Source organism: Isoptericola haloaureus, from assembly GCF_036689775.1.
Taxonomy (GTDB): Bacteria; Actinomycetota; Actinomycetes; order Actinomycetales; family Cellulomonadaceae; genus Isoptericola; species Isoptericola haloaureus.
Genome location: NZ_JBAGLP010000116.1, coordinates 104,125 through 127,851, shown reverse-complemented (window position 1 = coordinate 127,851; position 23,727 = coordinate 104,125). Strand labels below are relative to the sequence as shown.

Genomic DNA, 23,727 nt, shown 5'->3' with positions numbered 1-23,727 from the left:
GCGCGTGTACGAAGGTGCGGTCCAGGACCTGATCGACGAGCTCGGCCGGCTGCCCGGTGTCGGGCCCAAGAGCGCGCAGCGCATCGCGTTCCATCTGCTCGCCACGGACGCCGCCGACGTGCGGCGGCTCGTGGACGCCCTGACCGAGGTCAAGGCCCGCGTGCAGTTCTGCGAGACCTGCGGGAACGTCGCCGAGTCGGCGACGTGCCGGGTGTGCGCCGACCCGCGTCGCAGCGACGAGGTGATCTGCGTCGTCGAGGAACCCAAGGACGTCGTCGCCATCGAGCGCACGCGGGAGTTCCGCGGCAAGTACCACGTGCTCGGCGGGGCCATCAATCCGCTGGAGAACGTCGGGCCCGACGACCTGCGGATCAGCGAGCTCATGTCCCGGCTGGCCGACGGCGCGGTCACCGAGGTGATCATCGCCACCGACCCGAACGTGGAGGGCGAGGCGACGGCGACGTACCTCTCACGGCTCATCGGGCCGATGGGTGTGACGGTGTCGCGCCTCGCGTCCGGGCTGCCGGTCGGGGGAGACCTGGAGTACGCGGACGAGGTCACCCTTGGTCGCGCGTTCGAGGGGCGTCGCGTCGTCGGCAGCTGACCGAGCAGGACCCGGCGTCATGGGGAGTCCGGCGGGTCCTCGAGCGGCCCGACCTGGATGTTCCGGTAGGAGACCCGGTCGCCCGGACCGTGGTTCTGCACGCCCACGAACCCGGAGGACAGGTCCCGTGCCGGGTCGGTGCCCGTGAAGTCGTTGACCAGCGTCCCGTTGAGGAACACCCGGACGGTGCCGTCCGCGACGCGGATGTCGTACTCGTTCCACGCGGGCACAGGGTTCAGCGCGTCGGCCACGGCCCCCGGGTCGGCTCCCTGGAACGTGTAGACCGCACCGGTGGTGCGGTCGGCCTCGTCGCTGGCGTCGATCTGGATCTCGTAGCCCTGGTCGACGGCGATCCAGGGGTCGTCGCCCGGGTCGGGGAACCCGACGAAGACCCCGCCGTTGTCGTCGTCGACCAGCTTCCACTCGAGCCGGAGGCTGTAGGGACCCTCCAGCTCGTCGGTGTGCCAGAGCAGTCCCAGACCGCCCGTGGTCTCCAGGGTGCAGTCGTCCCGGCGGCCGAACGAGCCCGCGCCGGCGAGGCGCCAGTCGTCGAAGCTCGCGAGCGTGCCGTCGAACAGCGCGGTGTAGCCCGGGTCGGGCTCCGCCGGGGAGCACAGGTCCGGGTCCTCGCCGAGGGAGAGCACGTCGAGGGCGACATGGCCGTCGTCGCCCGCACCGCGCTGCACCGTGATGGTGTTGGACCCGGCCTCCAGCACGAGGTCGCGCGTGGCGACGTCCCAGCTCTCCTGGTCGCCGGTGCTGGGCAGCTCCCACTGCTCCGCCGCGCTGCCGTTCACGGAGACCGAGACGGTCTTGGTCCCGTCGAACGGGGTGGGACCGTTGGCGTAGCGCAGGTTCACCGGCTGCGGACCCGCCTCGTCGGTGGTGACGGTGAACGAGACGCCGTCCCCGACGGCCCGGATGCCGTCGACGAAACCTGACCCGGAGTACCCGTTGCGCTCGGCGGACGACCTGGCCGCGCCCGTCAGGTCGGATCGCTCGGCCTCGGAGTACCCGGTGTCGGCCGAGGTCGCTGACGCGGGCGAGTCGCCGGGCGGGCCGTCCGCCGGTGCACCGGTGCCGGGCGGTCCGCAGCCCGGGAGCACGAGACACACCAGGCCCGCCGCGCAGAGGAGTCGGGGTCGGGGCACTCGCACAGGCATCCTCCTCGACGACGGCGCCCTCGACACTAGGCGGCCCCCGGCCCGTGGGCAACGACGGGCGGCCGAGCCCGCTCGGCCGGCCCGTCGCCGCCGCTCGCCTGGCGCCCCGCCGCCTCGACGGTGGAGACTGGGGCGCAGGACGACGGTCCGCCGGGCGCAGACCGACCGGCGGCAGGGACCACAGGACGGATGAGCACCGTGTCAGAGATCTCCGCAGACTCCGAGCTCCGCGAGGTCGCCGACCAGATGTCGACCCAGGCGCGCACCTTCCTGTCCACCACGTCGCAGGTCGCCGGGGGAGGGTTCCCCGGCGCCGAGCTGTCCCTGCTGATCCTGGCCACCTCGGACCTGCTGGCCGCCGGCGCACGGTTGGCGGCCATCGTCGACGTCGTGCCCGTGCAGCGGTTCGAGCCGGACGCCGGGCGGGAGACCGACGTCGACCCGCTGCGCGTCGCGCTGGCGCAGATGTTCGACGGCTTCGACGACTACGTCGAGGTCGTCGACCCGGTGCTCGGCACCGAGCTGGGGCAGGCCTCGCTCTCCGGCGACCTGGCCTGCGTCACCGAGGAGATCGCCAAGGGGCTGCAGCACTTCGACGACGGCCACGAGCTCGAGGGGCTGTGGTGGTGGCAGTTCTCCTACCTGTCGAGCTGGGGCGAGCGCGCCTCCTCGGCGCTGCGGCTGCTGCAGTCGGTGCTCGCGCACCTGCGCCTGGACGTCGAGGCCGACGTCGCCGCCGAGGCGGAGTACGACGCCCTGCACTCCTGAGCAGCACCGCGTCAGCAGCACCGCGTCGTCTGCCGGTCACGGGGAGTTCACCGCGACGGCGCGGACGCGCTACCGGGGCGTCCTAGCGTGCGGCGGGACCCGTCACCTCACCCCGGAGGATCCCCGTGCCCCGTCGTGGCATCCGTCCCTCGCTCACCCGTGCCGGCGCGGCAGCGCTCGGCCTCACCCTGTGCGGCGGTCTGCTCGCGCTGCCCGCCCAGGCGTCGGTCGTCGACGACCTGATCGGCACCGCCGCCGACGACGCCGCGATCGACCTGCGCCCGCTGGGCTCGTACGAGACCGGCGTGTTCGACGAGTCGGCCGCCGAGATCGTCGCCTTCCACGCCGGTTCGCAGCGTCTGTTCTCGGTCAACGCCCACGTCGGCGAGGTGACGGTCCTCGACGTCGCCGACCCGGCCGTGCCGACGAAGCTCTTCGCGGTGCAGACCACCGGCGTCGAGTCCGCCGACGGCTCCACCGTCCCGGCCGGGGCCGTGGCCAACTCCGTCGCGGTGCGCGGCGACGGGCTCGGCGTCGTCGCGGTGGAGTCCCCGACGTCCACCGACGCCGGCTGGCTGGTCTTCTTCGACGCCGCCGGTGACGGGACCGCTCTCGGCGCCGTGCGCGTCGGGTCGCTGCCCGACATGGTCACGGTCACGCCCGACGGTGCCCGCGCTGTCGTCGCCGACGAGGGCGAGCCGAACGACGACTACACCGTGGACCCCGAGGGTGACGTCGCCGTCGTCGACCTGCCCGCCGAGGTCGCCGCGCCGGCGCAGGACGCCGTGCGCCTCGCCGACTTCCACGCGTTCGAGGCCGAGGACGCCCTCCCGGAGGGCGTGCGCGTCTTCGCGGGGATCGACGGCATCGACCACCCGGTCTCGCGCAACCTCGAGCCCGAGTACGTGTCCGTCCCCGGCGACTCGGCCACCGCCTATGTCGCGCTGCAGGAGAACAACGCCGTGGCCGTCGTCGACCTGGACGCCGCCGAGGTCACCGAGATCTGGCCGCTGGGCGCCAAGGACCACTCGCTGGAGGGCCAGGGCATCGACCCGTCCGACGAGGACGGCCCCGACGGCGAGGGCGTGATCGACATCCGGACCGTCCCGGTCAAGGGGCTGTACATGCCGGACGGCATGGACGCCTACACCGTCGACGGCGAGACCTACCTGGTCACCGCCAACGAGGGCGACGCCCGCGAGTTCGGCGACTACGAGGAGCCGGCCCGCCTCAAGGACCTCGGCGAGGACGGCATCGCGCCGATCTGCGCCGACCACCCCGCCGCGGACCGCACCGACGACGCCGACCTGGGTCGCCTCGACGTGTCGCTGGCCTCCGGGCTCCGGGCCGACGGCGCGTGCTACGACGAGCTGTACTCGTTCGGCGCACGGTCCTTCTCCATCTGGACCACCGACGGCGAGCAGGTCTTCGACTCCGGCGACGACTTCGAGCAGATCACCGCGCAGGTCGCGCCCGAGTACTTCAACTCGAACAACGACGAGTCCTCGTTCGAGTCGCGCTCGGACAACAAGGGGCCCGAGCCGGAGAGCGTCGTCATCGGCGCCGTCGACGGGCGCACCTACGCCTTCGTCGGCCTGGAGCGTGTCGGCGGGATCATGGTCTACGACGTGACCGACCCGGCCGGCGCGGAGCTCGTGCAGTACGTCAACAACCGCGACTTCTCGGTCTCGGTGGAGGACCTGGTCGACGCCGGCGCGAGCACGGCCGACGCCGTGGCCGCCGCCGGCGACCTCGGTCCCGAGGGTCTGGCGTTCGTCGCCGCCGAGGACTCCCCGACCGGTGAGCCGATGCTCGCCGTCGGCAACGAGGTGTCCGGCTCCACGACGCTGTACGCGATCGACGGTCCGGCGCCCACCGAGGTCCCGGCCCGCGGCGTCATCTCCGACGACAACGCTCACGACGGCGTCCGCGGCGGTGCATACACGGTGAGCGTCGACCTGTGGTGGGGCCAGAACGCCACGCAGGTGCGCCTGCTGGAGGACGGCGAGGTCGTCGCGACCCGGAACCTCGTCGACGCCTCGCCGTCGGCCCAGCACGTGGAGTTCGCCCTGACGGGTCGCGCGGACGGCACCTACACCTACTCCTGCGAGCTGGTGAACGCTGCCGGTGTCACCGACTGCCGCGACCACCGGGTCAGGGTCACCGACGCCGCTCCGGCGACGCCGAAGCTCAACCACGACAACCACGACCGGGACGGCTCCTACACGGTGAGCGCCGACCTGTGGTGGGGCACCAACGCCACGGCGTGGACGCTGTACGAGGACGACGTCGAGATCGCCGCGGGCGAGCTCGAGGCCGCCACGCCCTCGGCCCAGCACGTCCAGGTGCCGCTCGAGGGCCGCGAGCCCGGCCGCTACACCTACCGCGTCGTCTTCACCAACGACCTCGGCGCCACGAGCTCGAAGGAGCTCACGGTCCGCGTGAAGTAGGCCGGGCCTCACCCGCTCGGCGTCCCCGGTGCCTCCGCGCGTGCGAGGATGCCGATCGTGCTCGACCTCGACCCCACCACCATCGCCCTGCTCGTGCTGGCCGGACTGGCCGCCGGCTGGGTCGACGCCGTGGTCGGCGGAGGCGGGCTCATCCAGCTCCCGGCGCTGCTGCTCGTGCCGGGCATGTCACCCGTGCAGGCGCTGGCGACCAACAAGCTCGGGTCGATCATGGGAACGTCGGTCAGCTCGATCACCTACTACCGGCGCGTCGGCCCGGACCTGACCACGGCCGGGCCGATGGCGGCCGCGGCGCTGGCGGGCGCCGTCGGGGGAGCGGCACTGGCGACGCAGATCCCGGCCGAGCTGTTCACGCCGATCATCCTGGTGGTCCTGATCGGCGTCGCGGTCTTCACGATCGCCAAGCCGCAGCTCGGCCAGTACGACGACCTGCGCTGGGAGGGCAACCGGCACCGGTGGACGGCGGCCGGGATCGGCCTCGTCATCGGCGCCTACGACGGCCTGCTCGGGCCGGGCACCGGCACCTTCCTGGTGATCTCGTTGGTGAGCGTCCTCGGGTACGCGTTCCTGCCGGCGTCGGCCCTGGCGAAGATCGTGAACTTCGCCACGAACCTGGGCGCGCTGATCTTCTTCGTGCCGGCCGGCGCGGTCGTGTGGGGCCTGGGGCTGGCGATGGGTGTGGCCAACCTCGTCGGCGGGTACATCGGTGCACGGATGGCAGTGTCGAAGGGCAGCCGCTTCGTGCGCGCGGTCTTCGTCGTCGTGGTCGGGGCCCTCATCTGCACGCTCGGGTACGACGTCGTTACGGGCGCCGCGTAGCGCCCCTCCCGTGGGCGCCGATCGGCACCGATGTGACGCCCGGCACACCGGTCCCCGGTCCGGGTCGCTACGATGGAGCGCGCACACACAAGAAACCGGCGGGCCGTTGGAAGAGACGGAGGCCGGCGACAGAAAGGTTGCATGCATGGCACTGGTCGTGCAGAAGTACGGCGGGTCGTCCGTGTCGGACGCCCGCTCCATCAAGCGCGTGGCCAAGCGCATCGCCGAGGCCAAGCGCGCCGGCAACGACGTGGTGGTCGTGGTGAGCGCCATGGGCGACACCACCGACGAGCTCCTCGATCTTGCCGCCGACATCAGCCCCCGTCCGCCGCAGCGCGAGATGGACATCCTGCTCACCGCCGGTGAGCGGATCTCGATGTCCCTCCTCGCCATGGCGATCGACAAGCTCGGGGTCAAGGCGAAGTCCTTCACCGGCCAGCAGGCCGGTCTCCTCACCGACGCCGTCCACGGCAAGGCCCGGATCGTCGACGTCGTCCCGCACCGCATCCGCCAGACCCTCGAGAAGGGCCAGGTCGCGATCGTCGCGGGCTTCCAGGGCGTCAGCAGCGGCAACGACGTGACCACGCTCGGCCGCGGCGGCTCCGACACGACGGCGGTCGCGCTGGCCGCCGGTCTCGACGCCGACGTCTGCGAGATCTACACCGACGTCGACGGCATCTTCACCGCGGACCCCCGCATCGCACCGGGCGCTCGCAAGATCGACAAGGTCACCTACGAAGAGATGCTCGAGCTGGCCGCGTCCGGCGCCAAGGTGCTGGCGCTGCGCGCCGTCGAGTACGCGCGCCGCTACCAGGTCCCGGTGCACGTGCGCAGCTCGTTCTCGGGCAAGAACGGGACGCTCGTCAAGGGCACCCACGGAGACCTCATCGACCCGAACGCCAGCTCCGAGGAGCAGGAGGAAGCAGCCATGGAAGACCCGATCATCTCCGGCGTCGCGCACGACCGCAGCGAGGCCAAGATCACCATCGTCGGCGTGCCGGACACCCTGGGCCAGGCGGCCCGCATCTTCGAGGTCGTGGCTGCCGCCGGCACGAACATCGACATGATCGTCCAGAACGTGTCCGCCGCGGACACCGGTCTGACCGACATCTCCTTCACGCTGCCGCACGCCGACATCCGGTCGACGACGGCCGCGCTGAACGCCGTGAAGTCCGAGCTGAAGTTCGACGACCTGCAGGTCGACGACGAGATCGGCAAGGTCTCGCTCGTGGGCGCCGGCATGAAGTCGCACCCGGGCATCTCCGCCCGCCTGTTCGGCGCGCTGCGGGACGCGGGCATCAACATCGAGATGATCTCCACCTCGGAGATCCGCATCTCGGTGGTCACCCGTGCCGACAACCTGGACGACGCCGTGCGCGCCATCCACACCGCGTTCGAGCTCGACTCCGCCGAGGGCGAGGCCGTGGTCTACGCCGGGACGGGGCGGTGAGCCGCATGGCCCAGATCAACACAACGGGCGTGAACGTCGCCGTCGTCGGCGCCACCGGTCAGGTCGGCGCCGTGATGCGCAAGCTGCTCGCCGAGCGCGCCTTCCCGATCAAGGAGCTGCGGCTGTTCGCCTCGGCGCGGTCGGCCGGCTCGACGATCACCTACGAGGGCGTCGAGGTCACCGTCGAGGACACGGCCGCCACGGCGACCGAGGACCTCGCGGACATCGACATCGCCCTGTTCTCCGCAGGCGGCGGGACGTCGCGCGAGCACGCGCCGCGGTTCGCGGAGGCGGGCGCCGTCGTCATCGACAACTCCTCCGCCTGGCGTCTCGACCCCGAGGTGCCCCTGGTGGTCTCCGAGGTGAACCCGGAGGCGATCAGTGAGGCGGGCAAGGGCATCATCGCCAATCCGAACTGCACCACGATGGCCGCGATGCCGGTGCTCAAGCCCCTGGCCGCCGAGGCCGGGCTGGAGCGCCTGCGGGTCGCCACGTACCAGGCCGTGTCCGGCTCCGGGCTCGGCGGCGTCAAGGAGCTCGCCGACCAGGCGCGCGCCGCGACGTCCGGCGATCTCGAGGGGCTCACCCACGACGGGTCGGCGGTGGAGTTCCCGGCGCCGGAGAAGTACGTGGCGCCGATCGCGTTCGACGTCGTGGCGCTGGCCGGCGCGATCGTCGACGACGGGTCCGAGGAGACGGACGAGGAGCAGAAGCTCCGCAACGAGTCCCGCAAGATCCTCGGTCTGCCGGACCTCGCCGTCGCGGGTACCTGCGTGCGCGTGCCGGTGTTCACCGGCCACTCGCTGGCGATCCACGCCGAGTTCGGCGATGCGATCACACCGGACCGCGCCCGCGAGCTGCTCGCGGACGCCCCGGGCGTCGAGCTGGCGGACGTCCCGACCCCGCTGGGCGCGGCCGGTGCCGACCCGTCGTTCGTGGGCCGCATCCGCACCGACCAGTCCGTCCCGGACGGTCGCGGGCTGGTGCTGTTCGTCGCGAACGACAACCTGCGCAAGGGTGCCGCGCTCAACGCGATCCAGATCGGCGAGCTCGTGGCGGCCGACATCGCCGAGCTGGCGACCTACGACGCCACGGACGCCGAGTCGGTGACGGCCTGACGCCGAGGTAGGCAACCTTCCGCCGAGGTAGGCAACCTTCCGCCGAGGTAGGCAACTTCTCGGTCAGGTAGCACGCGGAGCCCGGGGTGAGCATTGCGCTCACCCCGGGCTCTGTCGTGTCCGACGGCGGTGCTGCCGTGGGGCCGGGCCGCGCGGGACCTTACGTGGCAAGTTCGTTGACACGTCGCGCGGACGTGACAAAAATCAGCGCGATTCTTGCCACGTCGGTCTACGGTAGGTCCATGACCTGGAGTGCCGAGCGTCCGCACGACGACCTCCCGACGTTGCCTCCACAGGTGGACCTGGAGACGCGCGCCGTGCTCAAGGCGACGATCGAGGCGCGCGACGCCCTGGCGCGGTTCGACGCGAGGGCGTTGGCCCTCCCGAATCCGACAGTGCTGATCAACGCGATCCTCTTGCTCGAGGCGCAGGCCAGCTCGGAGATCGAGAACATCGTCACGACGACGGACGAGCTGTTCACAGCGGCCGTCACGGACGTCGGAGCGACGCCGACGACACGTGAGGCGCTTCGCTACCGCAGCGCCCTGCACACCGGATTCCAGCAGGTTGGCCGGCGGCAGCTGACCGCGAACACGGCGGCGGAGGTCTGCGCGGACATCCGGGGGTACGATGAAGGGTTCCGGCGCGGAGAGGTGTTCATCGGCGACCCGGCCACCCGGAAGCGTGTCTACACCCCGCCGTCCGGTCCGGCGCTGGGACGGTTGCTCGACGACTGGTCGGAGTTCCTCAACGCGCCCACGGACCTCGACCCGTTGGTGCGTATGGCGGTCGCTCACTACCAGTTCGAGGCGATACACCCCTTCACCGACGGCAATGGGCGAACCGGTCGCATCATGAACGTCCTCATGCTCTGCGACGCGGGGCTGTTGCACCTCCCCGTGCTGTACCTGTCCCGGTACATCATCGAGTCGAAGGACGAGTACTACCGCTTGCTGCGCGACGTCACGTCCGACGGCGCGTGGGAACCCTGGGTGCGGTACATCGTCGACGGTGTGCGCGAGACCGCCGAGCGGACCACCCGTGTCGTCGACGGGATCCAGTCGGTGCAGGAGGCCCTGCTCGATCTCATCCGCACGACCGTCGGATCGGCGAACGGCGACCTGCTGGCCGTCCTCATGGAACAGCCGTACGCCCGCGTCCGGGACGTCATGGCGCGGTGCGGTGTCTCGCGGCCCACGGCCTCGAAATGGCTGCACGGACTGGTCGATGCCGGTGCCTTGGCCGATCTCAAGGTGGGACGTGAGGTGCTCTACATCAACGTGGCCATGATGGACGTCCTGCGTGGCTGACGTGCCGCGCAGGGAGCCGCCGTCAGACCGGTCGTGGGGTCCCGCGCCGCTGTCCGGGTTCAGGGGTCCGCCGCCCGACGGCGGGTGCCGCGACGACGATCGCCGCCGCCGCGAGCAGGTGCCACCCGGTGTGCCCCCACGGCTCGACGAACCCGATCAGAGCTCCGGCCCCCAGGACGACGACGGCGCTCACGAGCCGAGCGCGCAGCTTCGGCCGGGCCAGCGCGCGCAGCAGGATCAGCACCACGGCGACCCCCGAGGCGATCCCCTGCGCGACGATGGAGGCCCACGGGTCGACGGCGGCCAGGACCGCGTCGGAGAGCGTCGGGGCCAGCCACCACCAGGTGCGCATCCGGCGCCCCGTGAGGTCCGCGATCGCGTCCGCGGCGACCAGCGCGTACGCGCCCAGGAGGGGCGGGTCGTGGACGACCGGGTTCCACGACGGCGCAGGACCGTGCTGGATCACGGACCCGACGCCGATGCCGATCGCCAGGACGCCGAGCGCGGCCCGGGTGCGCGCCGCGGAGCCGTGCCCGTCGCCGTCGCCGGGGCGCCGCCGTCGGGCGACGATCCAGATGCCCGCGACGACGAAGGTCAGGCTCGACCAGGTGTCCGCGACGTCCATCGCCCCAGCATCTCCCGCGTAGCATGGACCCGTGAGGCGAGCGCACGGTGCGCGGCCCGGGAGCCGCGACGGACGCTGGCACCACCGTGCCGCACTCGCCGTCGTCCTCGGCTTCCTCGCGCTCGTGACGGGCCACGGGTTCGCCGTGGCGGCACCGCCGGCCGGCGACGGCACCGTCGCAGCGGCCGGACATCATGTCCAGGCACCGGTCCCGCCGACCGACTCCGTCGCACCGGCCGTCGCGGCGGCGGAGGTCTCGGCCGGCTCGGAGGTGGCACCGGTCGCCCCGTGCGTCGACTGCGGCGCCCCGCACCACGACGCCGCCATGATCTGCGCGTTCATGCTGCTCGTCGTCGTGCTCCTGGTCCTGGCGGGGCCGCGTCGCATCGTCTGGGACCTGCCGTCCGACCTGCCGCGCGTCACCAGCCGTCGTGCGGTGCCGCGGCTCCTCCCCGCACCGGATCTCCGGGCTCTCGGGATCAGCCGGACGTGAGAACGGCCGGGCCGGCCCGTCGCGCGAGCGACGCCGGCCCCTGAGCCGTCCCCTCCGGACACCTCGATCCCGCACCGATCCCGAAAGAGAACCGACCATGCTGCTCCACCGTGCCCGCCAGCGGGCCCTGCTCACCCTGACCGCCTCCCTCGCCGCGCTGACGCTGGCCGCCTGCTCCGCGGGCGAGCCCACGCCGTCGACGGACGACGAGACCGCCGCTGCCGACACCGCTTCGTCCGCGTCGCTCACCGACGCCGGTCTCGACGGTCTCGACGGCCGCGAGATCGTCGACACGCTCGACGCCCTGCCCCTCGCCGAGCGCCCGACCGACCTCATGGTCTCGGTCCGCCCCGACGAGCTGCTCGTGACCACGGCCGACGAGGGGGAGACCACGGTCTCCCTGGAGGGCGAGGACTTCTACGTGTCGATCGCGCCCTACGTCGACCAGACGCACGAGTGCTACTTCCACAGCCTGACCACCTGCACCGGCGAGCTGCAGAACGCCGAGGTGGACGTGCTCGTCACCGACGACGCGACCGGTGAGGTCGTGCTCGACGAGACCCGGACGACGTTCGACAACGGCTTCGTCGGGCTCTGGCTCCCGCGCGACCTCGACGCCACCGTGACGATCGAGCACGACGGGATGAGCGCCAGCTCCCCGCTGTCCACGGCCGGTGCCGACGACGCGACCTGCGTCACCACGATGCAGCTGACGTAGCGTCGGCCTCCGTTCGGCCGAGGTAGGCAACTCTGCGGCGAGGTAGGCAACCTTCCGCCGGGGTAGGCAAGGTTGCCTACCTCGCCAGGAGCTTGCCTACCTCGGCAGAGGTGTTGACGGACATCTGCCTCTGTGGTTCATTAGTTGAGTAATGAACCGCAGAACCACGACGAACGAGGGGAGGGCGCGTGTTCGACGGGCCTGAACCTCTCTACGTCCAGATCGCCCAGATGATCCGGTCGCAGGTCCTCGCGGGAGAGCTCGCGGAGGACGAGCAGGTCATGTCCACCACCCAGTTCGCCACGACGTTCCGCATCAACCCCGCCACCGCAGCCAAGGCCTTCACCGGCCTGGTCGACGAGGGCGTGCTCTACAAGCGACGGGGCCTGGGCATGTTCGTCGCACCGGGTGCCCGGCAGCGACTGCTCGAGCACGACCGCACGGCCTACTTCGACGACGTGCTCGCCCCGGCGCTCGCGCAGGCCGCCGTCCTCGGCATCTCCGACGACGAGATCGTCGACCACATCCGCAGCCGCTCGACCACCACGGAGGAGTCATGACGGCCCCCGCCCCCTTCGGCGCCCGGCTGGACGACGTCGTCGTCCGGTTCGGCCGGCAGCGCCGCGTGACCCGCGACGGCGGCACCTTCCGCGAGGACGCCTCGACGGCCCTCGACGGTGCGAGCCTGACGATCCGGCCCGGCACCATCACCGGCGTGCTCGGCCGCAACGGCGCCGGCAAGACCACGATGCTCTCCCTGCTCGCCGCCTACCGGCGCCCGACCAGCGGCCGCGTCGCCGTCGGCGCCGGGGACGACCCCGCCGCGTGGGAGGACCCCTGGGAGAACCCGTGGGCCACCTCCAACGTCCAGCTCGTCAGCGAGGGCGGCGGCGTCCAGGACGACGAGAAGCTGCGCGAGACCCTGAAGTACTACGCCGACCTGCGCCCGCACTGGGACGCCGAGGCGGCCGAGCGGCTCCTGGACCTATTCGAGATCAGCACCCGCAAGAAGCCGAACGCCCTGTCGCGGGGCAAGCGGTCCGCCGTCGGTGCTGTCCTCGGCCTCGCGTCCCGGGCACCGCTGACCATCTTCGACGAGGTCTACCTCGGCATGGACGCCCCGACGCGGTACGCGTTCTACGACGAGATCCTCGCGGACTACGCCGCCCACCCGCGCACCATCCTGCTGTCCAGCCACCTCGTCGAGGAGGTCGAGCGGCTGTTCGAGGACGTCGTCGTGCTCGACGGCGGCCGCGTCCTCCTCGCCGAGACCGCGGAGGAGATGGCCCGGCGCGGCTTCAGCCTCACGGGGCCGACGACGGCGGTCGAGCGCCTCGCCGGGGACCGGAAGGTCCTGCACCGCCAGCAGCTCGGCGGCACCGTCCAGGTCACTCTCGAGGGGGCGCCCGACGACGGCACCCGCGCCGCCGCCCGGGAGGCCGGCGTCGAGCTGGGTCACCTGCCGCTGCAGGACCTGTTCGTGCGTCTCACCGACCCCGCCGCCCACCGAGCGACGGTCGCCGGCCGTGACGCCGACGCGTCGAGGGGAGCAAGGCGATGAACGGCACGGCAGCCCTCGTCGACCGCGGCGCACTGGTCCGCCGCGTCGAGTCGGCCGCTACCCGGCGTGCCGCGAGGTCGCTCGGCGTCCCGAACGTCGTCGTCGGCTCCGGGTTCTGGGTCGTGCTGGCCGTCGTCGCGGTAACCGTGCCCCTGATCGTCGACCGGGCCGGCCACCAGATGGACGTCGGGATCCTGGCGACCGGCGGGTACAGCGCCCGCTGGTTCGCCTTCGCCCTCGGGCTGATCATGTGCGCCACGATCACCGCCACCCACGTCGCCGCCGGTGGCACACGCCGGGCGCTGTTCCGCGGGGCGCTGCTCGCCACGGCGGGAGGCGGCGTCTTCTACGGACTGGCCTACACCCTCGCCCAGCTCGGGGAACGCCGGCTCTTCGACGAGCTCGGGTGGCCCTGGCAAGCCCCGGACTTCCTGATCTTCGGCGGGCAGGCCGGCGACCTGCTCCTGACGCTCGTCGGTGCCACCCTGACGATCGCGGTGTACATCCTCGTCGGCGTCGCGGTGGCCGTCGGCTACCTGCACCACGGCGCCTGGCGGGGCACGCTGCTGCTCGTGCCGAACGCGGCGCTGCTTGCGGTGGCGGAGGTGGCCGGCCGCGTCGCATCCTGGACGGACGACGTCGGTCTCGGTCTCGGGCGCGCGTCCGCCGTCGTGGTGACCCTGCTGGCCCTCGCCGTCGCCGTCGCCCTGGCCGCCGGCTGGCTGCGCGCGATGCTGTTCCGCCTCCCGATCCGGCCGTCGAGGTGACCGTCATGACCGCACCGACCGTGGCCCCTGACACCGCACAGCGCCGTCCCATCCGGCGTCGTCCCAGCCGCGTCGACCCCGGGGTCCGTGCCGCTCGGCGGCGCTTCCTCCGCGTGCTCACGATCGTCGGGCTCTGGTTCTGGGCCTTCTGGGTCCTGCTCGTCGTCGGCGTCCTGCTCGTCGTCGAGCAGTGGGGTGGCGAGGCCGTCGGGTTCACCTACGACGTCTCCGGCAGCCCGGCCCGGTGGATTCCCTTCGTCGTCGGCATCGTCGTCACCGCGGGCGCCCTGCCCGTGCACGTCGGAGCCGGGGGAACCCGCCGCGCATGGGTCGACGGCGCCACCCGGGCCGCCGTCGTCGTCGGCCTGGCGTTCGGCGTGCTGACCGTGGTGCTCGTGCTCGTCGAGCAGCAGATCTACGCCGAGGGCGACCGCCCGTGGCAGGTCGACACCGGGACGGTCGCCCTCGACACGGCCGGCGGGATCGCCGTCGCCGTGGCCGCCGAGTCCCTGGTCATGGTCACCTACCTCCTGGTCGCCGTCGCGATCGCCTCCGGCTTCCGACGGTTCGGGCCCTGGCGCGGGACCCTCCTCGTCGCACCGCTCCTCCTTCCCTGCGCGCTCGTCGACATCGCCACCCGGACCGGCATCGCCGGCATCCCGTGGCGCGGCGGGTACGACGACGTCGCCCTCGGCGCGCTGTTCGGCGTCGGCGGCGCCCTGGTCGTCGCCGCGCTCGCCTACGCCGTCGCCCACCTCGTGCTGCGCTCCGCGCCGCTGCGTCCCTGATCCGCTCGCCCGACCGAAGGAGCGCCCGATGACCGAACCTGTCGTGGAGGTCAGGCACCTCCGCAAGACCTACGGCGACAAGGTCGCCGTCGACGACGTGTCCTTCGCCGTCAGCCCCGGGGAGATCTTCGGGATCCTGGGGCCCAACGGGGCCGGCAAGACCACGGCCGTCGAGACCCTGGCCGGCATGCGCCGGGCCGACGGCGGCACCACCCACGTGCTGGGTCACGACACCCAGAAGCACCCCACGGCCGTCCGCGACGTGCTCGGCGTGCAGCTCCAGGAGGCGACGCTGCACGACAAGATCACCGCGGGTGAGGCCATCCGGCTCTTCGCCGGTTTCTACCCCGCCCCGGCCGACCCCGACGAGCTGCTCGCGCTGCTGGACCTGACCGACCACGCGGACAAGCAGTTCCGCAACCTCTCCGGGGGACAGAAGCAGCGGCTGTCGATCGCGCTCGCCCTGGTCGGCAACCCGCAGGTCGCCATCCTCGACGAGCTCACCACCGGGCTCGACCCGCAGGCCCGCCGCAACACCTGGGACCTCATCGACCGGGTGCGCGACACCGGCGTCACCATCCTGCTGGTCACGCACTTCATGGACGAGGCCGAGCGGCTGTGCGACCGGCTCGTGGTCATCGACGGCGGGCGCATCGTGGCCGAGGGGACGCCCCGCGGACTGATCGACGGCCTCGAGGGTGACCGGACCGTCGTCCTGCGCTTCGCCGACGAGGTCGTCGGCGCGGCCCGCGAGGTGCTCGACCGGCTCGCCGCGACGCATCCCGACGTCACCCGCGTCGAGGAGATGGACGGGGTGCCCGGCGAGATCGCCGTCACCGGCACGCCCCGGGTCCTCTTCGCCGTCGTCCCCGCCCTGGCCGAGGCCGACCTCGTGCCCGACGACGTGCGCACCGTCACCCGGACCCTCGAGGACGTCTTCCTCGCCGTCACCGGGCGGACCTACGTCGAGCAGGACGAGGAACCCGCGCTCGTCACGGAAGGAGACCGGTCATGACCACGACGGCCGCTTCGGCGCGCCGAACCGGCAGCCGCGCCGGATGGCGCGGGTTCCGGCGTCTGCTGACCACCGAGTTCCTGGTGTGGTTCCGGGACTTCGCCGCCCCCTTCTTCGGGGTCGTCTTCCCCACGCTCATCCTGCTCGGGGTGGGGTTCCTCATCCCCGGCATGCGCGAGCCGATCCTGGACGCCCCGCCGGACTCGGTCTGGTACGGCGTCACCCCGATCGCGACCTACGTGCCCACCATCCTCGCGATGGCCGTCGGGACCGCGTCGCTCACCGTCATGCCGGTCACCCTCGCGACCTACCGCGAGAAGGGGGTGCTGCGGCGGATGTCCACCACGCCGATGCGACCGCAGGGCATCGTCGCGGCGCACCTGGTCATCAACGCGATCACCACGCTCATCGGTGTCGGGCTGGCGCTGCTCGTCGCGGCCCTGGCCTTCGGGGTCCCCGCGCCGCAGCAGCTCGGTGTCGTCGGGCTCGGCTTCCTGCTGGGGATGGCGGTGATGCTCGCGCTCGGCATGCTCGTCGCGGCGGTGGCGCCCCGGGCGTCGGCCGCGAACGGCATCTCGATGTCGATCTACTTCCCGATGCTGCTGCTCGCGGGGGTGTGGACGCCCGGACCGGTCATGCCGGACCTGCTGCAGCAGATCGGCCAGTTCAGCCCGCTGGGTGCCGCCGCGCAGGCGTTGTCGATCGGCTGGTTCGAGAGCGGGTTCCCGCTGCTGCAGCTCGTCGTCATGGCCGTGTGGACGGCGGTGCTGCTGCCGCTGGCGATCCGCCTGTTCCGCTGGACGTGAGCCGCGCGGGCGGTCTCGGACCCGCCCGCGCGGCCCGCCGCACGGCGGCATAGCCTCGGGTCATGAAGCCGTTCCTGCTGCTGGCGACGCGGCCCGAGGACGTCGCCGCCGACGGGGAGTACGAGGCGATGTGCCGATTCGGCGGGCTCGCCCCCGACCAGCTCCACCGGGTCCGGCTGGAGGCGGACCCGATGCCGCGCGTCGACCTCGACGCCTACTCGGGGGTCATCGTCGGCGGCGGCCCGTTCAACTCGTCCGACCCCGACGACGTGAAGTCGGACGTGCAGCACCGGGTGGAGCGGGAGATGGCGGGTCTGCTCGACGAGGTCGTGGACCGTGACTTCCCGTTCCTCGGCGCCTGCTACGGCGTCGGGACCCTCGGCACCTACATCGGGGGAGTGGTGGACCGCCACTACGGCGAGGACGTCGGTGTCGTCACCGTCGAGCTCACCCAGGAGGGCGCGGACGACCCGCTCCTGGCGGGGGTGCCGCCCGCGTTCGCCGCGTTCGTCGGTCACAAGGAGGCGATCCGTGAGCTGCCGCCCCACGCGGTGCGGCTCGCGTTCTCCCCGTGGTCGCCGGTGCAGATGTTCAAGGTCCGCGAGAACGTCTACGCCACCCAGTTCCACCCGGAGCTCGACCTGGCGGGGCTGACCGAACGGGTCCGCGTCTACCGGCACCACGGGTACTTCGACCCGGAGGAGGCGGGAGCCGTCGTCGCGCGGGCGTCGGCCCGGCCCGTCACCGAGCCGATGCGGGTCCTGCGCAACTTCGTGGCGCGCTACGCCCGCGCCTGAGACCGCGGGGATAGGCTCGCCGCATGCCGATCCCCGACCACGTCGTCTCCCTGCGTGCCCGCGTCGGCACCGACCTGCTCTGGCTGCCCGGGGTCACCGCCGTCGTGCGGGACGACGACGGTCGCGTGCTGCTCGGGCGGCGCGCCGACACGGGCGAGTGGGCCCTGCCCAGCGGCATCCTCGACCCCGGCGAGCAGCCCGCCGTCGGGATCGTGCGCGAGGTCCTCGAGGAGACCGCCGTGGAGATCGAGGTCACGGCGCTCGCCGCGGTGTTCAGCACGCCCGTGGTCACCTACCCCAACGGCGACCGGACCACGTACCTGGACTCGCTGTTCTGCGCACGTCCCGTGTCCGCCGAGGCCGCCGCCGGCGCCCGGGTGGCCGACGACGAGTCGCTCGCGGTCGGCTGGTTCCCCGACGACGGGCTGCCCGAGGACCTCGCCGACTCGGCGCGCGAACGGCTCGCCCTGGAGCGCACCTTCCGTGCCGACCCCGCCGGGGGAGCCCTGTTCGCGCGCCCGTGAGCCCGGATGGTGGACGCCGGTGGACGCGGCCCGACGGCGGGCGTACTGTCATGGCCGTGGACATCCGTTGGTATTGGCGCTTTACGCCGGCTCCGCTGGGAGCTCGGCGGGCTCGCGCCTGACCGACACCTTCCACCGGAGCCAGCACAGGGCCTGGGACGCACCGCGCGTCCGGGCCCTTCGTCGTCGGACGGGCCTCCGGTCGGGATCGGAACGCGTGCGGCGACGCCGCCGGACCGCCGACCACGACCCCACGACCAGGAGCCCCGCGACGATGAGCACCACGACCTCCGACACCACCCCTTCCGCGCGCACCACCGACGTCGAGCGAGATACTGAGCTGATGGCCGAGACCTCCGACCTGCGCGTCCGTGCGCTGGACCCGCTGCCCGCACCGCGTTCCATGCGCGCCCGGCTGCCCCTGGGCACCGCCCGCAGCGACCTCGTGACGACCTCGCGCCGCGAGGTGCGCGACGTGCTGCGCGGCGAGGACGACCGGCTCGTCGTCATCGTGGGGCCCTGCTCGGTGCACGACCCGGCCGCCGCCCTCGACTACGCCCGCCGGCTCGCGCCGCTGGCACGCGAGCTGTCCGAGGAGCTCGTGGTGGTCATGCGGGTCTACTTCGAGAAGCCGCGCACCACGGTCGGGTGGAAGGGGCTCATCAACGACCCGCACCTGGACGGCTCGCACGACGTCCACCACGGCCTGCGGCTCGCCCGCGAGGTCCTGCTGGGTGTGCTCGACGCCGGTGTCCCGGCCGCGTGCGAGTTCCTCGAGCCGACCTCTCCGCAGTACATCGCCGACGCCGTCACGTGGGGTGCGATCGGCGCGCGCAACGCGGAGTCGCAGGTCCACCGTCAGCTCGCGTCGGGACTGTCGATGCCGGTCGGGTTCAAGAACGCCACGGACGGGGACGTGCAGATCGCCGTGGACGGCTGCATCACCGCGGCCAGCGAGCACACGTTCTTCGGGGCGGACGCCGAGGGTCGGGCGGCCGCCGTCGAGACCGCGGGCAACCCGGACTGCCACGTCATCCTGCGCGGTGGCCGCGGCGGTCCGAACTACGGGGTCTCCGACGTCGCCGACGCGCTGGCCGTGGCCCGCACCTCCGGTCTGGGCGGTGCCGTGGAGGAGGGCGTGGTCGTGGACGCCTCCCACGGCAACTCCGGCAAGGACCACGTGCGCCAGGCCGAGGTCGTGCGCGAGATCGCGGCACGCCTCGCCGACGGTGAGCGGGGCATCACCGGGCTGATGCTGGAGAGCTTCCTCGAGGCGGGCGCGCAGAAGCCGGCGCCGCTCGACGAGCTCGTCTACGGCCAGTCGGTCACGGACAAGTGCATGGACTGGGGCACGACGGCGGAGCTCCTGACGGTCCTGGCCGACGCGGTCCGCGCGCGGCGCGCTTCCTGACGTCGAGCGTCTCTGTTGCTCAGGAATCAGCCGCTGATTCCTGAGCAACAGAGACGCTCGACGGGCCGGAGCAGGATCAGGCATCGACCCGTAGCACGGTGCCGGCGGGCAGCGGCGCGGGTCGCCACCCGGCCGGACGCAGGACCCTCGCGACCTCGGCCCCGACGCGTCCGTGCCAGGCGTCGGCGCCGGTGAAGCGACGGACGACGGTCCGTGACGTGTCGATCCGGTTCTGCCGGACGCGGTCGCGGTAGACGGCCTCCGGTGCGGAGTGGACGTCGCGCCCGTCGATCTCCACCAGCAGCGCGGTGCCGTCGGGGAGCCGCCAGGCGAGGTCGACCCGGGCGAACACGTCGCCTGCAGGGCCGGCGACGGCGAGCTGGAGCGCGTCCGGCGGGAACCCGGCGTCGAGGCAGTCGAGGCGCGCCCACGTCTCGGCCGGCGACTCCGCCCGGCCGTCGGCCAGTCCCCACCACGAGCGCGTGCGCGCCACGCCCCGGCGACCTGCGGCCGCTCGGTGCGCCGCCACCAGGCCGCTCGGCGTCAGGAGACCGCGATGCAGCGCGGAGTCCAACAGGGCCACGGCGGGCCGACGGCGCAGCTCGGGGACGGCCTGGGCCAGCGCCACCTCGACGGGGACGCAGCGGAACCCGTCGACGTCGACCCACACCGGGACCGGTGAGCGTCGCAGCCGGACCGGCGGCCGCGCGGCTCGCGGCGCCCCGGTCGGCATCGCCACCTCCGGGGTCACCTCGATCGGAGCGCCCTGGACGCCGTGCAGCACGAGGGCGCAGACGCCGGTGACGACCGACCCCGGGTGCGCGAGGAGCCCGAGCACGGCGGCCCGGCGGCGCCGGTGCGCGATCGGGTCGTCGGCCCGGTCCCGGGTGGCGGGGTGGCCGGTGTCCACGACGCCGCGTGCCGGGCGTTCCCAGTCCTTGCTGCGGACCCTGGCCGCGATCTGCTCGTGGTTCATCCCGGAGCCGATGCACTGACGCACCGACAGCAGCCCCTCCTGCTGCGCAGCCAGGCGGAGCAGGCGCGGGGAGAGGGGGCGGGGGCGGCCGGGCACCCGTCGAGCCAACCAGAACGGCGCCGGCGACCGCCGTCGTCATCCACAGGCACCCGTCGAGCGTCTCTGTTTCTCAGGAATCAGCGCGTGAATCCTGAGAAACAGAGACGCTCGACGGGTGATTCGCCCATCCGAAACGGCCTCGGCACCGAACCACTCATGTCCCGGAACGTCCGGGACACACGACGGGAAAGGGTGCGGATCGACCGCGAGCCGTCGGTGGGGCACACTGTCCGAGTGCCATCACCCGAGACGACGCCGCTCGACGACGCCCTCGTGGCGTGCGCCGCAGGGACGCCGGACGCGTTCGGGCCGGTCTACGACGCACTCGCTCCCGCCGCGTACGGCACGGCGATCGGTGTGCTTCGCGACCCGGACCACGCCGCCGAGGTGACGCAGGAGGTGATGGTCGAGGTGTGGCAGACCGCAGCGAAGTTCGATCCCGCCCGCGCCTCGGCGCGCACCTGGGTCGTCACCCTGGCCCGCCGCCGGGCGGTGGACCGCGTCCGTGCCGAGCAGGCGCGCCGCGACCGCGACCAGCGCGACCTCGACTCGAGCGTCGCCGGCTCCGGTTACGACGTCGTCTCCGAGGACGTCGAGCGTCGCCTCGAGGGTGCCGCGGTGCGGCGCTGCCTCGACTCGCTGACGGGCACGCAGCGCGAGGCCGTCGTCGACGCCTACTACGGCGGGCGCACCTACCGCGAGGTGGCGGAGCGGCTCGGGGCCGCCCTGCCGACCGTCAAGACCCGCATCCGGGACGGCCTGATCCGGCTCCGCAACTGCCTGGGGGTGAACCATGGCTGACAGCACGCACGACGCCTGGGACCTCCTGCCCGCCTACGCGCTCGACGCCGTCGACGACCTGGAGCGCCGCACGGTCGAGCGACTCCTCGACACCGACCCGGCGGCCCGGCGGGCCCTGGACGAGTACCGCGAGGTGGTCGCGGCCTTCACGGTCAACACCCAGCCGCCTCCTGAGCTGCGCGACGCCGTGATGTCCCGCATCGCGCAGGGGACGACGGCGGCACCGGGCGAGCGCTCCGCGGTCGACGACGGCGCGTGGCCCGGCCCCGACGGCGAGACCCGACGTGCTCATCCCTCCGGCGACGGGAACGTCGTGCCGATGGCCCGCCGTCGTCGCCGCTGGGGTCTGGTCGCGGCCGCAGCCGCCGCCGTGGTCGCTGTGGCGGTGCCCACGACCGTCGCGATCCAGGCGACCGTCGAGCAGAACCAGCTGCAGCAGCAGGTCGACACCGTCGCACAGATGATGGCCGACCCGTCGGCGCAGCTGCTGCGCAGCGAGGTCGCCGGTGGTGGCCAGGCGTCCGTGCTCGTCGCGGGCGAGGACTTCCTGTTCAGCGCGAGCGACCTGCCCGACGTCGGCTCGGACTCGACCTACCAGCTCTGGCTGGTCGGTGCCGAGGGCGGCGTGACGTCGGCCGGTCTGCTGGACCCGCAGGAGGGGTCGGTCGAGCAGCTGCTGCAGGGCGTCGACGGCGTCGGGCTGGCGGTGTCGGTCGAACCGGCCGGCGGCTCCGAGCAGCCGACCACGGACCCGGTCGTCGTGCTCGCGGAGGGATGACCCGGAGCGAGCGTGCGGGTGCAGGGGCGTCCCGACCAGGCCAGCCCGAGGGATGACCCGGAGCGAGCGTGCGGGTGCAGGGGCGTCCCGACCAGGCCAGCCCGTGGGATGACCCGGAGCGAGCGTGCGGGTGCAGGGGCGTCCCGACCAGGCCAGCCCGTGGGATGACCCGGAGCGAGCGTGCGAGTGCAGGGGCGTCCCGACCATGCCCTCCCGTCCGGCACCGACCCGCTCGAACGGTGGGGCGACGGTCCGCCACGCATGACACCGGCCCGTCTCGTCGTGCGACGAGACGGGCCGGTGCGGGTGGAGGCCCAGGGCCCCGATCGCCCCCTGCGCGTCCGGGATCCGGGGAGGTGGGATCACATCGACGGCATGAGGACCGAGTCGATGAGGTAGACGGTGGCGTTCTGCGTCATGACGCCGCCGCAGATGACGTTGGCGTCGTTGACCATGAGCTCGTCGCCCTCGCCGGTCACCTCGACGGTGTCGCCCTGGACGGTGGTGTGCTCACCGGGGATGTCCTCGGGCAGCGCCTGGCCCTCGACGACGTGGTAGGTCAGCACCGAGGTCAGCAGGTCGGCGTCGGTGGACAGCGTGTCGATCGTCTCGGCGTCGACGGCCGCGAAGGCGTCGTCCACCGGGGCGAACACGGTGAACTCGCCGCCGTTGAGGGTGTCGACGAGGTTCACGTCGGGGTTGAGCTCACCGCTGACGGCGGAGACCAGCGTGGTCAGCAGCGGGTTGTTGGAGGCGGCCACGGCGACGGGCTCGGTGGACATGCCCTCGATCGAGCCGGCGCCGTCCGGCACCTGCGAAGCGTAGTCCTGGCAGCCGGGGCCGACGAGGTTCGCGGCCGGGTCCATGGCCATGTCGTCCTCGGACTCCATGTCCTCCTCGGCCATGTCGTCCTCGGACTCCATGTCCTCCTCCATGGACTCCTCGGTCATCGTGTCCTCCGAGCCCGACATGTCGTCGCCGGTGTCGTCGGAGGAGCACGCGCCGAGGGCCAGCAGAGCCAGGGTGGCGAAGCCGGCGGCGGCGGTGCGGGTGCGAGTGGATGCGTTCATCGTTCTCTCCTTGCCTCGTCGCCCCGACGTCTCCGGGGCTCGTCATCCAGGGGTTCGGAACGGGGGACGGGTCCGGATGGGTTCGGATCGGAACTTTGCCGATCTGTGATCTCGCGGCCCCCGGAGCGAGCCCGCATCATCGGGGGATGAGCGACATCTGGCGATTCGACGGGCGCATCCTCGGCGTCGGGACGGCGTCCGGGACGCGGGTCGTGGTCGGGATGTGGGACCGCTCGCCCTTCGGGGCCTTCGCCGACGCGATGGTGGAGGACGCCGCCGGGCGCCGCCTGCTGCTGGCCCCGGGACACGTCGCCGACTTCGTCGCCACCACCTACGGGTTCGACGACGTCGTCGAGACGCCGGTGCGGGTCGGGCACGACGGCGGCACCCCGGCCGACGGCGGCACCCCGGCGCCGGGCGGGTGGCTCACCGCCGAGGCAGGTCCGCTCCGCCTGCGTGCCGCCGTCGGGCACCGCACCGCGCTGGGCCGACTGCTCCGGCTGGTCCCGCAGCGGCTCGCCACCGCGCCGTCGTTCACCGTGCTCACCGACCCGGTCGCCCGGCTCGTGCTCGACGGGGTCCGGACGCGGGGCAGCGCCGGGAACGGGCGGCTCGAGACCTACGGGGCCACGGACGTCCACGCCGTCACGCAGGTCCACGCCACCTGGGAGGGGGAGGAGCTCGGGGCGCTCGCAGACGTCGACCCGCCGGTCCGCTTCGGGTTCGGCTCGACGCCCCGCTCACCGGTCCTGACCAGCGTCACCACGACCGTGCGGGGCTGAACGGCGCGGCTCGACC

Annotated in this window: 25 protein-coding genes; 21 read left to right on the top strand and 4 right to left on the bottom strand. The window is 72.7% G+C overall.

Translation table 11 applies throughout. The features are described from left to right. Window positions 1-4 precede the first annotated feature (4 nt). The gene (gene recR / locus V5O49_RS06090) at window positions 5-604 is read left to right on the top strand and encodes a recombination mediator RecR (RefSeq protein ID WP_278235499.1); all 600 of its coding nucleotides are present in this window, start codon (window positions 5-7) and stop codon (window positions 602-604) included. Between the two features lie 17 nt (window positions 605-621). Here the strand turns inward: recR and V5O49_RS06085 are convergent, their stop codons facing one another. Then, the gene (locus V5O49_RS06085) at window positions 622-1,719 is read right to left on the bottom strand and encodes a 3-keto-alpha-glucoside-1,2-lyase-like domain-containing protein (RefSeq protein ID WP_332901452.1); all 1,098 of its coding nucleotides are present in this window, start codon (window positions 1,717-1,719) and stop codon (window positions 622-624) included. Window positions 1,720-1,956: 237 nt separating this feature from the next. Here V5O49_RS06085 and V5O49_RS06080 point away from each other — a divergent pair, with 237 nt between their 5' ends. From V5O49_RS06080 to V5O49_RS06055, 6 genes are all read left to right on the top strand, one after another. Next, the gene (locus V5O49_RS06080) at window positions 1,957-2,535 is read left to right on the top strand and encodes a DUF5063 domain-containing protein (protein ID WP_332901451.1); all 579 of its coding nucleotides are present in this window, start codon (window positions 1,957-1,959) and stop codon (window positions 2,533-2,535) included. 125 nt (window positions 2,536-2,660) lie between these two features. Beyond that, window positions 2,661-4,985 carry a choice-of-anchor I family protein gene (locus V5O49_RS06075; protein WP_332901450.1) on the top strand — a complete coding sequence of 775 codons (2,325 nt, stop codon included), beginning with the start codon at window positions 2,661-2,663 and terminating at the stop codon, window positions 4,983-4,985. 48 nt (window positions 4,986-5,033) lie between these two features. Further along, window positions 5,034-5,822, top strand: a complete 789-nt coding sequence (locus V5O49_RS06070; protein WP_332901449.1) for a TSUP family transporter — start codon at window positions 5,034-5,036, stop codon at window positions 5,820-5,822. Between the two features lie 145 nt (window positions 5,823-5,967). After that, a complete protein-coding gene (locus V5O49_RS06065) occupies window positions 5,968-7,272 on the top strand; it encodes an aspartate kinase (RefSeq protein WP_278235494.1) in 1,305 nt (434 codons plus the stop codon). Window positions 7,273-7,277: 5 nt separating this feature from the next. Continuing rightward, a complete protein-coding gene (locus tag V5O49_RS06060; RefSeq protein ID WP_332901448.1) occupies window positions 7,278-8,390 on the top strand; it encodes an aspartate-semialdehyde dehydrogenase in 1,113 nt (370 codons plus the stop codon). Window positions 8,391-8,476: 86 nt separating this feature from the next. Beyond that, window positions 8,477-9,700 (top strand): Fic family protein, encoded by a 1,224-nt coding sequence (locus tag V5O49_RS06055; RefSeq protein ID WP_332901447.1) that lies wholly within the window; start codon window positions 8,477-8,479, stop codon window positions 9,698-9,700. A 22-nt stretch (window positions 9,701-9,722) separates the two neighbouring features. On the opposite strand, the gene V5O49_RS06050 is transcribed toward V5O49_RS06055, so the two are convergent. Then, window positions 9,723-10,325, bottom strand: a complete 603-nt coding sequence (locus tag V5O49_RS06050; protein ID WP_332901446.1) for a hypothetical protein — start codon at window positions 10,323-10,325, stop codon at window positions 9,723-9,725. A 31-nt stretch (window positions 10,326-10,356) separates the two neighbouring features. On the opposite strand from V5O49_RS06050, the gene V5O49_RS06045 reads away from it, so the two are divergent. The 11 genes from V5O49_RS06045 (at window position 10,357) to V5O49_RS05995 (ending at window position 19,205) form a co-directional block, all read left to right on the top strand. Further along, window positions 10,357-10,818 carry a hypothetical protein gene (locus V5O49_RS06045; RefSeq protein WP_332901445.1) on the top strand — a complete coding sequence of 154 codons (462 nt, stop codon included), beginning with the start codon at window positions 10,357-10,359 and terminating at the stop codon, window positions 10,816-10,818. A 97-nt stretch (window positions 10,819-10,915) separates the two neighbouring features. Further along, window positions 10,916-11,536: a CueP family metal-binding protein gene (locus V5O49_RS06040; protein WP_332901444.1), complete on the top strand. Its 621-nt coding sequence runs from the start codon at window positions 10,916-10,918 to the stop codon at window positions 11,534-11,536. Window positions 11,537-11,724: 188 nt separating this feature from the next. Continuing rightward, window positions 11,725-12,096: a GntR family transcriptional regulator gene (locus tag V5O49_RS06035; protein WP_332901443.1), complete on the top strand. Its 372-nt coding sequence runs from the start codon at window positions 11,725-11,727 to the stop codon at window positions 12,094-12,096. Next, window positions 12,093-13,097 (top strand): ABC transporter ATP-binding protein, encoded by a 1,005-nt coding sequence (locus tag V5O49_RS06030; RefSeq protein WP_332901442.1) that lies wholly within the window; start codon window positions 12,093-12,095, stop codon window positions 13,095-13,097. The genes V5O49_RS06035 and V5O49_RS06030 overlap by 4 nt, the downstream gene beginning before the upstream one ends. After that, complete coding sequence (locus tag V5O49_RS06025; RefSeq protein ID WP_332901441.1) at window positions 13,094-13,864, top strand: hypothetical protein; 771 nt, start codon at window positions 13,094-13,096, stop codon at window positions 13,862-13,864. The genes V5O49_RS06030 and V5O49_RS06025 overlap by 4 nt, the downstream gene beginning before the upstream one ends. Before the next feature lie 5 nt (window positions 13,865-13,869). Continuing rightward, a complete protein-coding gene (locus V5O49_RS06020; RefSeq protein WP_332901440.1) occupies window positions 13,870-14,652 on the top strand; it encodes a hypothetical protein in 783 nt (260 codons plus the stop codon). A gap of 28 nt (window positions 14,653-14,680) precedes the next feature. Further along, complete coding sequence (locus V5O49_RS06015) at window positions 14,681-15,667, top strand: ABC transporter ATP-binding protein (protein WP_332901439.1); 987 nt, start codon at window positions 14,681-14,683, stop codon at window positions 15,665-15,667. Next, the gene (locus V5O49_RS06010; RefSeq protein ID WP_332901438.1) at window positions 15,664-16,473 is read left to right on the top strand and encodes an ABC transporter permease; all 810 of its coding nucleotides are present in this window, start codon (window positions 15,664-15,666) and stop codon (window positions 16,471-16,473) included. Before V5O49_RS06015 ends, V5O49_RS06010 begins: the two co-directional genes overlap by 4 nt. A 62-nt stretch (window positions 16,474-16,535) precedes the next feature. Further along, window positions 16,536-17,270 carry a glutamine amidotransferase gene (locus V5O49_RS06005; protein WP_332901437.1) on the top strand — a complete coding sequence of 245 codons (735 nt, stop codon included), beginning with the start codon at window positions 16,536-16,538 and terminating at the stop codon, window positions 17,268-17,270. Window positions 17,271-17,293: 23 nt separating this feature from the next. Next, entirely contained in the window at window positions 17,294-17,794 is a 501-nt protein-coding gene (locus V5O49_RS06000) for an NUDIX hydrolase (protein WP_332901436.1), read from the top strand. Between the two features lie 343 nt (window positions 17,795-18,137). After that, on the top strand, window positions 18,138-19,205 hold the full coding sequence (locus V5O49_RS05995) for a 3-deoxy-7-phosphoheptulonate synthase (protein WP_332901767.1): 1,068 nt from the start codon (window positions 18,138-18,140) through the stop codon (window positions 19,203-19,205). A gap of 76 nt (window positions 19,206-19,281) precedes the next feature. Here the strand turns inward: V5O49_RS05995 and V5O49_RS05990 are convergent, their stop codons facing one another. Then, complete coding sequence (locus tag V5O49_RS05990; protein ID WP_332901435.1) at window positions 19,282-20,277, bottom strand: type IV toxin-antitoxin system AbiEi family antitoxin domain-containing protein; 996 nt, start codon at window positions 20,275-20,277, stop codon at window positions 19,282-19,284. Window positions 20,278-20,514: 237 nt separating this feature from the next. Here V5O49_RS05990 and sigK point away from each other — a divergent pair, with 237 nt between their 5' ends. Further along, the gene (gene sigK / locus V5O49_RS05985; protein WP_332901434.1) at window positions 20,515-21,081 is read left to right on the top strand and encodes an ECF RNA polymerase sigma factor SigK; all 567 of its coding nucleotides are present in this window, start codon (window positions 20,515-20,517) and stop codon (window positions 21,079-21,081) included. Continuing rightward, complete coding sequence (locus V5O49_RS05980; protein ID WP_332901433.1) at window positions 21,074-21,859, top strand: anti-sigma factor; 786 nt, start codon at window positions 21,074-21,076, stop codon at window positions 21,857-21,859. Before sigK ends, V5O49_RS05980 begins: the two co-directional genes overlap by 8 nt. 362 nt (window positions 21,860-22,221) lie before the next feature. Here V5O49_RS05980 and V5O49_RS05975 read toward each other — a convergent pair whose 3' ends face one another. After that, the gene (locus tag V5O49_RS05975; RefSeq protein WP_332901432.1) at window positions 22,222-22,929 is read right to left on the bottom strand and encodes a fasciclin domain-containing protein; all 708 of its coding nucleotides are present in this window, start codon (window positions 22,927-22,929) and stop codon (window positions 22,222-22,224) included. Window positions 22,930-23,075: 146 nt separating this feature from the next. Here V5O49_RS05975 and V5O49_RS05970 point away from each other — a divergent pair, with 146 nt between their 5' ends. Then, complete coding sequence (locus V5O49_RS05970; RefSeq protein ID WP_332901431.1) at window positions 23,076-23,711, top strand: hypothetical protein; 636 nt, start codon at window positions 23,076-23,078, stop codon at window positions 23,709-23,711. Window positions 23,712-23,727 lie beyond the last annotated feature (16 nt).